Source organism: Rhodohalobacter sp. 8-1 (assembly GCF_038150125.1).
GTDB lineage: Bacteria > Bacteroidota > Rhodothermia > Balneolales > Balneolaceae > SW132.
In genome coordinates this window covers 14,170-27,759 of sequence record NZ_JBBVMF010000005.1, presented here as the reverse complement: position 1 = coordinate 27,759, position 13,590 = coordinate 14,170, and the positions used below count along the sequence as shown (strand labels likewise).

The following is a 13,590-nucleotide window of genomic DNA, read 5'->3' as shown; positions in this document are numbered from 1 at the left end:
TGTTGACAGAATTGGTATCTAATATATCTTTATTGAGTTGAGGTCATGAAAGATCAAAAATTAGTAGTACTTGGCGTTGCAATCGTATTGGGGCTCTCGGTCCTGGGATATTTTTTTAAAAGATGCTGCCATCACGTTTAAACAGCTTAAGCGAACGGTAACAGTGATAGGTCTTGCGGAGCAGGAGCATCCGGCAGATGTGGTGATCTGGCCGATTCAATACACGGAAGCAGGCAACACACTAATTGGCACCTACACAGCTCTTGAAACGAGCGATGAAAAGGTTAGGGCTTTCCTGGTAAACCAGGGCATTTCTGAAGAGGAACTCTATTTTTCTACGCCGGTTTTAACGGACCGTTCTGCGCAGCTTTAGGGCGTCAATAAAAATCCGGAATTCCGGTATATCGCTTTGTTGATTTGGGAAAACAGGGTGTCACGCTTAGCGGCAACGAGTATATGGTTCAGCCCGAATACCTGTTTAACCGCTTGAATGAGATCAAACCGGAGATGATTGAGCAAGCAACGATTGATGCACGCCAGGTAGCTTAGAAGTTTGCGGAAGATTCGAATAGTGAGCTTGGAAAAATTAAGACGGCTTTACAGGGTCAGTTCAGCATTATGCCGAGTGACAACAATACACCGCACATCAAAAAAAGTACGTGTGGTGTCAACGATTGTGTATTACTTGTCGGATTAGGTATCTTCAAGACGAGTCATCGGATGAGTTTTTTTCGAAAAAACGGGTGATTCTTGATAATTATGTTCTTTACTAACGACTCATCCGATGACTCGTAACTGAATAGTTATCTTTGAGATGACATTAGTTTCGTTTATTTGTGAACTTTCGGTTGAAAGAAAGGGATTGATAAACTCCCCTCCTTTTGAAGGAGGGGCCGGGGGTGGTTGGATTCGTTTTCTTTATTCAAGATTGGAAAAGTGAATTTAAAGTACTTGAACCACCCCTTAATCCCCTCCTTAGAAAGGAGGGGAATCCTCCCAATCAGCCGCATGATTGCAATTTAAAAGTTACATATCAAATAAAGCAGAATACATTAAAATATAGATCAAAATATTATGGCTACAGTAAAACTATTGAAGATTGCGCACGGACGAAGCGGCGATAAAGGAAACGGAAGTAATGTGGGAATCATCGCACGCCACCCTGATATTTACCCATTTCTGAAAGAGAACCTGACAGCTGACCGCGTGAAAGAGTATATGAAGCATATATGCAAAGGCGAGGTTGAGCGATATGAAATGGAGAATATTGGTGCACTGAACTTTATGTTGAACGAAAGCCTTGGCGGGGGCGGTACCGTCTCACTAAAATTGGACGCACAGGGGAAAACACACGCTTCTACCCTGCTTCGTATGGAGATGAATGTGCCGGACGAGTTGATTGAGAAGGTGTCGTAAAACAGTTTAAAAAATTTTAATCTCTGTTTTATCTTATTTGGTAATAAAGCACGGTTTAATCCCAGGGAGATAACTTTTCAATCTAACGTCACAAATACAGAGGTTCGGGGCTGATTATTAACTGCACGGCTGATATGGCCGCGTCCCATGGTGTCTTCTACCAGCAGAACATCCCCGGTTGAAAAACGGCGGATGGTTCCGTCGCCAATCTCCACATCTACAGCACCGTCCAGCATAATGATGTACTGCCGCTGCGGTGCGTTATGCCAGGTGTAATTATAATCCGGTTCTGTGCGACGGAATATGATCCCGGTGGCATCCAGCTTCTCTGACAAGTGACCGATATCACCTGCATCTTCCAGGTCAATCTCTATCTCTTCGAAGTGTGATTCGTTGTCAGATCCGGTGTAGAGTCGTGTGATTTTCATGGGTAAAAGTATTGTTGGAGATTGATTTATATGTTTCGTGGATTCCGAAGTCTGTTTACCAGATTCATTCTTTTAAAAATATAGTAACCACCCCTTGCCCCTCCTTGCGAAGGAGGGGAATTTTTTATCGAGCATAGATTTGAGAAACCACACCTTGGCGTAGCATCACTGTATAACAGACTCGCATAATGAAACAATTGTCTACTTAAGAAGATCCGCCATCATCCCGCGCACAGTCTTAATTTCATCTTCATTCACCGTGTGTGGCATGCCGGGATAGATGGATTTTGTCACGTCTGCATTCAGTTTTTTGAATACAGTTTCGGTTTCATCCACCCGCTCTTTTGGAATATGGGGATCGATGTTGCTGCATCCAAGGAAAACGGGTGTTTGCTCCATGGAACCGGTGTAGAGTGAGAGATCAATTTCCGGACCAATGAGTCCGCCGCTGAGCCCTACGACCCCGCCTAATTTTTGAGGGTGACGCACAGCAAATTCTGTGGCCAGGCAACCACCTTGTGAAAATCCCAAAAGGATGATTTTTTCTGCAGGTATACCGGCGCTTTTTATCTCCTCCATTAAATCATGGATACGCTGCAAACCGCTTGATAAACCAGGCTGATTATTCTCCTTAGGCTGCAAAAATGAGTAGGGGTACCAGGTATGGTTTTCAGCTTGTGGCGCCAGGTAATGAAAATCGGGCTGGGCAAATTCATCAGCCAGAGAGAACATGCTTTCGGCTGTTGCGCCTCGGCCGTGAATCATAATCATGGCGGCTTTTGCCCTGGACATCGGTGCTCCGTACTCTTTTGGTTTGATGGATTGATGCGGGCCCCGGAAAGGGTTGTCTGGATCGATTCGGAATAGTGACATTTTAGTATTGGTTTGAGTTTTTTTGTGGCCAGTTAGTAGATCCCCCCTTGAGGGGAGATCATACTGTTCGTTCAGAACAGAATGCGAGGGGTGTTTACGTAGTGCGGACACCCCTCAGATGTTTCACTCCGCTATGCTTCGTGTGGAAAAGATGAGCGCTAAACGCTCACATCGTCTCCCCTCGAGGGGAGACTTTTACCTAAACCTCAATCTCCGGCAGGCGTTTTTCGATTATCTCGCGCTTGGATTCGAGCCATGGGGGGAGGATCAGTTTTTGGCCGAGTTTGTCGGGGTCTTCGTCTACATCGTAGCCGGGCCCGTCGGTGGCAATTTCGAACAGCACACCGCCGGGTGACCTGAAATAGACCGAGTGAAACCAGTGGCGATCTATCACCTGCGATGGACTGAGCCCCATGTCGACAACCTTTTCACGCAGTGACTCAAGTTCATCATCATCTTCTGCACGAAATGCTACGTGGTGAATGATACCACGACCGTTTGCCGAAGGCTTGGATTCACCTTCTTCAATGATCACTGAGCCGCCAACTTTGGCGTCTGTCGTGTAATAATATTTGTTGCCGTCACTGGCGGTTTCTTCAAATCCGAATAGTGCTTTTAACACTTCAGCAGTTGGCTCACGTTGATCTAATAACAGCGTAGTTCCGCGAAATCCACGGATACCGTGCTCTGCCGGAACAGAGCTGTTTTCATAACCAGGTATGGCATCTACATTCTTATCAAACACCAGTTCAAGTGCCATCAGATCAGGATCTTTAAACCCGATAGCATGCTGGCCAAACCGGTCGTACGGACCATCGAAATCGATACCTTGTTCGCCAAATCGCTCAGCCCAATACTGTATCGAAACAGAAGGCACAGCCAAGGCAACTTTCACGGCTTCACCCAATCCCGGTTTACCTTGCCGCGCCATCGGCCACGGGAAGAAAGTCAGGCCCGAGCCCGGTGTTCCTTCTGCATTTCCATAAAACAGGTGATAGGTTCCGGGGTCGTCCTGATTGACCGATTTTTTGACGAGTCGCATTCCAAGCTTATTAACATAAAAATCTGCATTGCGCTGAGCATCGCCGGCTAATGCCGTAATGTGATGGATCCCTTTTTGGTGTGTCATCGGTTTAGAATTAAATTCTTGGATAATATTGTTTAATGTTAAACTAAATATTTTTCAAGAGAGTTCCAACATTTTTGGGAGACATGGTATTTCTCGTTCATTTAAAAGTATGCATAGCTTGTGATTTAGAATTAGTGAGCGGACGTTTCACGATTAGGAGTCCTCAGAAATGCCATGTCTGAAGCCTCGTAAATTTAATAACGTACTAACCAGGACTCAATCCGCTGCCACGGGAGGCATAGCATTTCTTGTGAATCTGGAGGTGTGCATAGCGGGTGAGTCAAAATTAGTGGCCGATCTTTTCATGATTAGGAGTTATCAGAAATGCCATGTCTAATGTCAAGTGACTCTGATAACGGACTAAGCAAGACTCAAACCACTGCCACCAGGAGACATAGCATTTCTCAAGGATTCAAATGTGTGCTTGGTTTCTGCTTTGTTTTGGGGAACTCATCCGGTCAGAATCAGGAGTCCTCAGAAATGCCATGTCTAAAGATCCCGAACCAGGGAGAGACATAGCATTTCTCAAGCGTTCAGACGTGTGCGTGGTTTCTGCTTTGTTTTAGGCACCCTTCTATTCAGAATCAGGAGTTCTTAGAAATGCAATGACTTATCTAAAATCAATTTACTGTTGTTACAAACTTCGCCATCACCGGCAGGTGGTCACTGATGAAACGCATTGTTTCAGCATCGAACGGCATCGGGATGGTGGCGGAACCGGGAACGAGATCCTGCATCATAGGTCTGTTTGGCAGGATATGATCAAGCTGACGCTGCGGGTCATCGGCGGTGTGAGTGTAAGATTGAACATCGGCAAGTGGATCTATAAACTGAACCCGGCTCTCTTCATTACCAAGAAGCTGCTCAAATTCCGGATCGCCGGGAATGGTGTTGAGATCGCCCGTTACCAGGATTCGGGCATCATGATTAATCGACGAAATCCTGCCGTAATGCTCACGGAGCAGGTTGATCTGCCCGATTCTCCAGCCCGCATTCCTGTCACCGCGTCCCGCTTTCAAGTGCAGGCCGGAGAGTAAAAACCTATAGTTTGGATTGACGTGCACATCTACCGACAGCATCCGGTTATTTGTTAAATTCTGGATAGAGGGGCCGCCATCGTCATCTTCTTCGCCTACAATGTAGGTATATGGATTCGCATAGCTGTATAATATGCCAAGCGGTATCCGGCTCATCACCACCACGTTCATATACCAGTCATTGCTCTCACGGCTTGTGAAATAGCGGTATCCCATCTCTGCAAGATATTCTTCTGCAATAGACTCAACATAAGCTGCGCTTTCAATCTCCTGGAACACCACGATATCCGCATCCAGATCGATAAGTGCTTCCGCCAGGAGTTTGCGGCGTTCAGCCAGATCGTCTTCAGGACTGTTTTCACGGTCATTATCGATGTAGGGATTATCGTACTCATCTACAAAGTGTTCCACGTTCCAGGTTACCACCGAAACAGTGTCGTACTCGGTATGATCATACCACGATGGTGTGGCAATCCACTCCCAGTTCTCATGAGCTGCGGTGGAATCTGTGGTAAGATCGGTAGTTGAGCAAGCTGCAAATGAGAATACGAGTATTAGAAGCGAAAGAGGATAAAAAGACTTCATGGATTTTGGTTTGTTGGCATTAAAACAGAGAGTATGAAGATCTGTGATTGAATCAAATTATCAAATTATGAAATTAGTGAAGCTCCATAAAAGTGATTAAAAAACGTTATCTTTCTAAAAGTTCAAAAAATAAACAGAACGATATGAGATCAGTTACAATAAAAAAATCAGAATCAACTGAGGAATCTCTCAAAAAGATTCAGGATCAGCTTAAGAAAGCTAAAAAATCGTTCAATGCATCCAGATATTGTGGGATTCTCGAAAAAGGAGTGGATCCTGTCGATTATCAAAAGAAGATAAGAAGTGAGTGTGCAGCAATAATAGAATAATATTCTGTTCAAAACTGCAAAGAAACAGATCTACACGATGTCTAAATCAAATCAATACATCACTCACTTTTCACCATTGTAAAGTGGGCCTTTGATCTGCACCATAAAAGTAAAGAAAACGATAAAAAAACGTAATCAGTGAACATATTCACCATCATCATCCTGGCGGCAATCCTGATCGATTTTACGCTGGGCATCATATCCAACCGACTCAATCTAAAAGCACTATCCAAAGAGCTTCCCGATGAATTTGAGGATGTCTACGATGAGGAAACCTATGCCAAATCACAAGAGTACACGCGGGTCAATACGAAATTTGGGTTTATCACAGGCACGTTTAACCTGCTTTTACTGCTTTCGTTCTGGTTTGCAGGCGGCTTTAACTGGTTCGACCAATGGGCGCGGAGTTTTGAATTTGGCGTGATTGGCACCGGCCTGATCTTCATCGGGGCGCTGGTTATCGGTAAGGCAATTATTTCTCTTCCGTTTAGCATCTATTCCACATTTGTGATTGAAGAGCGCTTTGGGTTCAATAAAACAGACGCTAAAACATTTGTGGCTGACCGCCTGAAAGGACTCGCCCTTTCGGTTCTGATTGGCGGACCCCTGCTGGCAGGAATCATCGCCTTTTTTGAATACGGCGGAGCCTGGGCATGGGTCTACGCGTGGCTGGCGGTTACGGCTTTTTCGCTGATTATGCAGTATGTTGCTCCAACGTGGATTATGCCGCTTTTCAACAAGTTTGAACCGCTGGAAGATGGTGAGCTACGCCGGGCCATCGAAGAATATGCAGATAAAGTCGATTTTCCGCTGCAGGGAATTTACGTGATGGACGGGTCCAAACGCTCATCCAAATCAAACGCCTTTTTTACCGGGTTCGGCAAAAATAAGCGAATCGCCCTGTTCGACACGATCATCGAAAATCACACCAAAGAAGAGCTGGTAGCGGTACTGGCTCATGAAATCGGCCATTACAAGAAGAATCACATTGTTAAAAATATGACGATCAGTATTCTGCACACCGGTATAATGTTTGTGCTGCTCTCCATATTCCTGCAGGTTCCGGCACTGTTTGATGCATTCTTTATGGAAGAGATGAGCGTATATGCGGGACTGTTGTTTTTTGGACTGCTTTACTCACCTGTTGAAACCATCCTTGGAGTTTTCATGCAGATGATGAGCCGTAAGCATGAATATGAGGCCGATCATTTTGCGGCATCAACAATCGAAAAATCTGAAGCCATGGTGGACGTGCTAAAGAAACTCTCCAAAGACAACCTCAGCAACCTGACACCCCACCCGTTTTACGTGTTTCTGAACTACTCCCATCCGCCGGCGCTGAAAAGGATTAAGGCGATAAGAAATGGTTAAAACAGATTAGATGTGGTGCATAAGGTTTATCAACTGTATTTAGAGAAATGGATTAAATCATTGAATCGGGACAATGCAATAATGCTTGTCTGAATGCTGCTCCCGCGGACTGACGGGTTAATGACATCCATCCGCCGGCAAAACCAGCCGACAGATGGATTATTCAAAGCTCCTAAATCGTATTTCTTTCTCAAAAAGGCCAGGGTTAGAATTCGGTAAAATGAAGTATGGCATGTTTACATGCAGATTCCAACTCAAAGGCAATAGTTGTTTGCTACTAAACTAAAACCCAATAATGGGTTAGGAAGTAGGGGCTTTTTTTGCGCATTTAATCAATTCTTTGAAAATCCAGCGCTGACGCCTCACCTGGATCAGGTATTCGGGATGCCACTGCACACCAATTACAAATGAGTAGTCCGGGTGTTCGAGTCCTTGTGTGATGTCTGTGTTTTTTTCTTTAGCAACCAATTCCACACCATCACCGGGAGTATCGATAGCCTGATTATGGAGTGCATTCACGTTACAGACGGTTGTTTTAAGTATGCGTGATAGCTTAGATCCTTCTTTAAGCTCAATTCGCTTTTTGGGAAAGATGGAAGAGACTTGTGGTGTTTCCGTGTAATATCCCCTGATATCCTGGTGAAGAGATCCATTAAAATGGACGTTCATCAGCTGCATGCCACGACAAATACCCAGAACCGGTTTCTTATAGCGGAGAGCATCACGCAGAAGCTGCAGCTCCAAGTCGTCTCGGTCAGTATCAACCTGAGCCGATTTTGTGTGCTGAAAATATCTAACCAGCCAATAGAGGGGGAAAAAAAGGATAGAGAGTATCCACTCAAAAACTGTTCGGCTGTCTTTAGCGAGAACCGCTTTCTCAATTCGTTCCTGGCCATACTTCAATGGTTCAACATCTGCTCCCCCGCCGATAATGAGACCGTCAAGTTCATCAATTGTAGCTGGTGACTTCACCGTAATACGAACAGGTTTTCCTCCAGCCAATAATATAGAGAGCGCTGTAAAAAGCCAGGCTCCGGTTCCGCCCTCATCAGGCCCGGTTATACCAATTTTTGGTCGTTTATGAGACATTGCGAACCCAGCGGTTCATCAGTTCAACCCATTTCGTTTCAAACCCAACCAGTGTCTCTTTCTTCAATTTCAAGTAGGTCTTTGAGTATTGATATAGTGTTTTGGTATCAGCCGCTAACTGTTCCACCAACACCCAGCGGTTCCATTCATCAGCCAGTGACCAGTCCGGATCTTCAATAGAACAGTTTGGCAGCCTGTAGTGATAAGCCGGCCGGGCGGAGGTCAGTGTTTCTTTTAGAAGAGATTGTGTGGTCTTAGGATCAAGATGCATAAAGACCGGAAGCATGTCGAGCGGCCGGTTGCGGCTGTTATCAAAGCGGAAGTAATCACGGATCATCTCTTCAAGCGACGGTTTATAGCCTGTGCTTAGGATGAGCTGGAGGTAGTCTGCTTTATATTCGTTGATGTAGGGCGTCAGACGCCGGCTGATGTTAATTTTGGCATCTTTTCGGATCCATGGATCAAGCATCACGTAGGCCCGTAGATGATTGAGTAGGCTCATAGCAGAATCGTCGGGAATTTCCGGATTCAAATGAAGCCCAAATGCATAAAGTACCGAACTGCCGGTTCCTTTAGCTTTCCAGGTGCGCAGCTCGTCAACGAGTTTCAGAAGCTTTGGCATGCCGGAGAGCGGAATCGGGGGCGTAATAATTTCAAATGGTACCACCGACGAAGCCATATTTTTCAGCTTGTCCTCGATCGATTCTATGTTTTTAAAAGTTGTGAGATCGATCCCGATTGACTTCAGTGTTTTCTCATATTTCTTTTCACGAAGAAGCTGAGCATCAAGTTCCAGTTTAAACGTGCCAAAAGATGTACCTGCCACGTGATATTCGTATGTGCTCACTCTCGTTACGGAACCACCATACAGATCCCGGACCATGCGGGCAGCTTCCGGGATTTCCACTCCCGTGAACTCAAATTCAAATCCTGTACAGCGCTCCTCACCCGTTGTATTCAGGGGTGAAGGAGGTGTTTTAAACTGGGGTTGACTCATATTAAGATTGACAAAGTATCAATAAAAAATCAAAATTAGCGCTTAAGGCAATCTATGTATTTCGTTTTAAAGATAGCGGAGATATTGAGTGTAAGAAACTATTTATTCATGAGACTTTGAATGAACGTCAGAATAAACAGAGAGATGTATGAACTTCAGTGAATTTGTTTTTATTGTAAAAATCCAAACAATTTTATGAATGAAGGTGAGAATTTTAACAGGTTAGTTCGAGGAGACGATATGATCAACGGGTCAACCTTAAATACCTATCTATAGAATCCCTCTAATGGATTTGTGGGCGTTGGTATAGTGGATCGCTTCTGGATATTATTGTGGGCTTTCGTTGTGTCATAGGGCAGCCCCATAGTGTGTTGTGTGACTCCATCGGAGTCTGGAAAGGGAGGCGGTCACAAATAGTCAATTTAAAATCAATTAAGAGTTTCGATTTTGTGATTTAAAGGCCCTGAAGAACTCACATAACACAGCCCGGGCTACGCATTGGGAATGAGATTGGGATAGAATAAACCATCTGGCGACGGGCCAAATAGTGCTAAATTTGAAACCGGTGGCTGCCGGGTATGAATGAATCAACGGTACTATCGTCAAATTAGGCTATTAAGCCCTTTAACATTTATTTCAACCAATTCGAAAAAACAGGCCCTGAGATTCAACTATTGTTCGCCTTTAACGATGAATTCGACGCGCCTGTTAAGATAACGTACTTCCGGATCATCGTTATTGGCAATAGGATTATCAGGTCCGCGCCCTTCTGTTGAAATCTGGCCGGCATCTATTTTTGGATAATTAGACAACAGGTAATCGGCGACACTATTTGCTCTTAAATCTGAAAGGCGGTAATTATATTCAAGAGGTCCAATGGTACAGGTGTTGCCGGTAATTATTATTTCCTGGTCCGGATTATTTGTCATATACGTTCCTATTGCGTTAAGCAATAAAAATGATCCCTGTAGCAGTTTATGACTATCAAATTCGAATTGCACACGTTGATCTGTAAAACTGCCCTTATCTGTAAAATCCCTTTCCACACGCGCTATCATCTCTTCAAGAGACTCCCGCTGTGCTTGAGGAGTAGATGGTGCCGGCGCAATCGGAGTATCGGTGTCAGTATTTGTCACTGGTTCACGTTTTTCTAAGTCAGCTGCATCTTGAGGCTGCCCTTGGTTTGCAGGGACATTAGTGTAACTTCTGAACTGATTTAAACGAGATAGCTGGTCGACCCGGTTCATTGCACTTTGTGCAGCGGCTGAAGCATCCGTCCCCGCAGCTGTCGTTTGATCAAACGGTAATCCTCGTTCGGCTAACAGTTTTCTCAGTACATTTTCAATCTCTTCAAGGGTGTAGCCTGTATCTTCTTGCAAGGGTGCACATTCCTGGCATCCGCTAAGCATTTCCTTAATTCTCAGCAGTCCTTCCGGTGTTTCAAATTCGTAGGAAAATGGAATTCCATCAATCGGAGAAACGAAATCGGGGGCCGAGCTGGCCCCCGGTTTCAGTACAATTCCTGAGGACAAAGAGTCTATTCGAATCAGTGTATTTTGCTCGTAACGAACTTCCTGTGCTACCAACGCTTCTGCACTCAAAAGCAGAAGAAATGCCGGCAGCAATATGATCAGGAAATCAAATCTCATTTTTGTTGAAAAATGCACGTTACTCACTATTGATTTTAAAAATTAAACCGATAGCCCATCTGAAATCTATTGATCTTAAACAGGTTATAGTTTGCATAATCAACAAAAAATGCACCACTTCTTAATTGATATTCCGTACCTAGAATGACGGATCCTGTGAGTTGAATTCCTTTGTAATCTGCCGGGGGATTTGAGAATGCTAAAATTCCTGCTCCCAAACCCACGTATGGCACAAAGGACTCACCAAATCTGGCAAAGTCGAGGTTGTAAAGCATATTCATATTGATATTATACATAGCTGTTGAGCTTCCGACTCCTAAAATGAATTCAGGCAGGATCTGGAAGCGGTCGCCAAGAATTGTTCCATAATCGGCTCTTACCCCAAGAGTTACTTGCAGAGGGTTCGACATTCCCATATACACGCCAAGACCTTGTAATTCTCTGCCTTGTGTATTGCGAGTGAGAGTTGATGAGGTGGTTGTTTGCCTTTCCCTGGTGACCTGATCCTGTATTACTGCAGGACGTTGCCGTTCCAGTATGTTCAGTATCCTGTTTTCAAATTCATTAAGCCGGGCATCTAAATACTCCTGGCTTTCCTGGCTAGATGGCTGCTGACTTTGAGTTTGCGCCGATTGTGCTTCGAGCAGTTCAAGAACTTTCCGTTCGAACGCCTCCAGTCTTGCATCGATATTTTGATCGGACTCCGGCTTGTTTTCCAATGCTTCCATCAAACGATTGAGACGTGCTTCCATATTCCCGAGCTGAGTATCAGCCGTATCAGCTGCTGCTTCGCTGCCTTCTCTTTCGAGATATTCATCCAGCAGTCTGTTCACAGAATTTTCCAGGTCCTGTGTGCGAGTATCTACATCACCCGCTGTTTGCGAAGGCTCACCTACAGTTTGCTGCGGTTGTTGCTTCCTGGTTTCAGGCTTGCCAAAGCGTATGTAAATTTCGCCTTCCTGAAGGACCGGCAAAGTAAATGTGCGCTGATCCAGAACAGGTTCATCTTTTGAGTCCTTAGATGTAGGGAAGCCAACAGTCATCAACTGAGATCTGAGCTCATTTCTTTCTGCTTTCAGAAACTCTTCTCTTGCAGAATTTCCTTCAGCTGCTGCTCTGGCAATCTGTTCAGTAAGAACAGCCTCTCTCATAACAACAAGCTGTAGTTCCGGTGAAAGGTCGCTGATAACAGAACCCATTCTTCCAGATTCTCTTTGTTCAGCTGTCCGTGTTTCGCCGGCTGGTTTGCTTTCGGTTTTTGTCTCAGGCTGCCGTTTAGTTTCTTCACGAACAACTTCTGGTTCCTGTCTTGTTGATTGCGGGTCAGTTTCTGCTTCGGGTTGCGTTCTGGGCCCTTCGCTTACAATCGCCATCTGCTGCCGTTTCTGTGAAGCTCTTCGGTTACTTATTGAACCAATTTTGATAGTAACACCAGCAGTAAGCATGGGACTGAATTCAAGATTCTGCTGCCATGTGGCCGGCTCCGGATCTTCTATGCTATTCATCATGGTACGAACAGCAGCGTCGAGAGTAATTCTCTTAGAGACATGAAAATCTACACCAAGACCCGCAAGCCCGAATACCTGGTTACTGATTAGTGGCAAATTTTTAGTTCGGTAATCATCATCAAGTGAAAGATAGCCCGCGCCTAATGTAAAATAGGGTGTGATGTTTGATCGAATCAGTGAAGATTTAAACTCTGCACCAACCATTGAAATCCCCTCAAATTCTAAATCTTCACTGCTCAAACCTTTCCAGTAGAATCCCTGCAGAGCTACGTGCGGGCCAAATTCAAACCCTGCAGAGAGCCCTGCAAACTGCTGGTTGTTTGGCATCCCCAGTGACTCATTGAAAAAAATCTGACCAAAAACAGGTGCAATACTAACGCGTGTGTTATACAGGCCGCCATTATATTTATCGAGAAAAACAAAACTTGTTTGTGAGGGATCATCATAACGGTTTCCGCCCAGATATGCCTTCAAACCAATTTTTAAGTTCCAGGTGTGATACAATACTTCATTTAACGTACCGGGTGATATACCGGCATTACTTAAATCATTTTCTGTGTAAAGGCTGCCGGGATTCAACCGATATCCGGTCCTGTTCACTTCTGCGAAAATAGAGTACCTGGATGCGAGTGTGGTCATTACTCCGGCACCGCCCGCATAATAAAGAGATCGGTTGTTTACATGATCGTCTTGCCTGAACTCCATTAAACCGGCTCCAATGTTCAGATATGGGACAAACGCCCAGCTGGTAAGATTAAGCCTGGTATTGACGCCGAATTTGTTAATTGAGAGATCACGGGCCGGCAAATTTGAAAATAGAGTATTGAAATTTGCATTCTGGCTGAGTCGCTGTGGGTCGGTATTAAAGCCTCTTCCAAACTGGTAGCCGCCCTCCAGCTCTACATACTGTCCAAATCCAATTCCTATCTTTCCACCGTAAATAAAACCATTAGAAAGTCCGCTGTTATCTGACCAAATTACGCGCTCAGCCGTAGGAGAAAACGAATAGTTAAGACCAGCAACCTGTGAGTATGCAGTTGATGCTAAACCTGCCATCAATAGCGTTAAACTGGCTTTTTTTAAAAAATCCAACATATGTGCAACTTTGTTTGTACGCATAATAGTATCCAATTTATTGGTTGTTATACTTTTTTCATTTACTGGTGGCAGACCGTGTGT

General features: G+C 44.7%; 11 protein-coding genes and 1 pseudogene. 4 read left to right on the top strand and 8 right to left on the bottom strand.

The genetic code is table 11. From position 1 onward, the window contains the following. Window positions 1–45 precede the first annotated feature (45 nt). Window positions 46–697 (top strand): annotated as a pseudogene (locus AABW11_RS20100) (SIMPL domain-containing protein). A 377-nt stretch (window positions 698–1,074) separates the two neighbouring features. Continuing rightward, entirely contained in the window at window positions 1,075–1,416 is a 342-nt protein-coding gene (locus tag AABW11_RS06110) for an AtuA-related protein (RefSeq protein WP_340103908.1), read from the top strand. Window positions 1,417–1,493: 77 nt separating this feature from the next. On the opposite strand, the gene AABW11_RS06105 is transcribed toward AABW11_RS06110, so the two are convergent. The 4 genes from AABW11_RS06105 to AABW11_RS06090 all read right to left on the bottom strand — a co-directional run bounded on the left by AABW11_RS06105 (window position 1,494) and on the right by AABW11_RS06090 (window position 5,468). Then, window positions 1,494–1,844, bottom strand: coding sequence for a hypothetical protein (locus tag AABW11_RS06105; protein ID WP_340103907.1), 351 nt, complete (start codon window positions 1,842–1,844; stop codon window positions 1,494–1,496). 201 nt (window positions 1,845–2,045) lie between these two features. Further along, window positions 2,046–2,717 carry an alpha/beta hydrolase gene (locus tag AABW11_RS06100; protein ID WP_340103906.1) on the bottom strand — a complete coding sequence of 224 codons (672 nt, stop codon included), beginning with the start codon at window positions 2,715–2,717 and terminating at the stop codon, window positions 2,046–2,048. A 199-nt stretch (window positions 2,718–2,916) separates the two neighbouring features. After that, window positions 2,917–3,846 carry a ring-cleaving dioxygenase gene (locus AABW11_RS06095; protein ID WP_340103905.1) on the bottom strand — a complete coding sequence of 310 codons (930 nt, stop codon included), beginning with the start codon at window positions 3,844–3,846 and terminating at the stop codon, window positions 2,917–2,919. A gap of 620 nt (window positions 3,847–4,466) precedes the next feature. Continuing rightward, window positions 4,467–5,468, bottom strand: coding sequence for an endonuclease/exonuclease/phosphatase family protein (locus AABW11_RS06090; protein WP_340103904.1), 1,002 nt, complete (start codon window positions 5,466–5,468; stop codon window positions 4,467–4,469). Window positions 5,469–5,611: 143 nt separating this feature from the next. Here AABW11_RS06090 and AABW11_RS06085 point away from each other — a divergent pair, with 143 nt between their 5' ends. After that, complete coding sequence (locus AABW11_RS06085) at window positions 5,612–5,797, top strand: hypothetical protein (RefSeq protein WP_340103903.1); 186 nt, start codon at window positions 5,612–5,614, stop codon at window positions 5,795–5,797. Between the two features lie 138 nt (window positions 5,798–5,935). Next, a complete protein-coding gene (locus AABW11_RS06080) occupies window positions 5,936–7,168 on the top strand; it encodes a M48 family metallopeptidase (protein ID WP_340103902.1) in 1,233 nt (410 codons plus the stop codon). 300 nt (window positions 7,169–7,468) lie between these two features. Here AABW11_RS06080 and AABW11_RS06075 read toward each other — a convergent pair whose 3' ends face one another. From AABW11_RS06075 to AABW11_RS06060, 4 genes are all read right to left on the bottom strand, one after another. Further along, window positions 7,469–8,257, bottom strand: coding sequence for a gamma-glutamyl-gamma-aminobutyrate hydrolase family protein (locus AABW11_RS06075; protein WP_340103901.1), 789 nt, complete (start codon window positions 8,255–8,257; stop codon window positions 7,469–7,471). After that, window positions 8,247–9,254, bottom strand: a complete 1,008-nt coding sequence (locus tag AABW11_RS06070) for an amidoligase family protein (protein WP_340103900.1) — start codon at window positions 9,252–9,254, stop codon at window positions 8,247–8,249. The genes AABW11_RS06075 and AABW11_RS06070 overlap by 11 nt, the downstream gene beginning before the upstream one ends. Window positions 9,255–9,925: 671 nt before the next feature. Beyond that, window positions 9,926–10,903 carry an OmpA family protein gene (locus AABW11_RS06065; protein WP_340103899.1) on the bottom strand — a complete coding sequence of 326 codons (978 nt, stop codon included), beginning with the start codon at window positions 10,901–10,903 and terminating at the stop codon, window positions 9,926–9,928. 35 nt (window positions 10,904–10,938) lie between these two features. After that, window positions 10,939–13,530 (bottom strand): outer membrane beta-barrel protein, encoded by a 2,592-nt coding sequence (locus AABW11_RS06060; protein ID WP_340103898.1) that lies wholly within the window; start codon window positions 13,528–13,530, stop codon window positions 10,939–10,941. Between the last annotated feature and the right edge of the window lie 60 nt (window positions 13,531–13,590).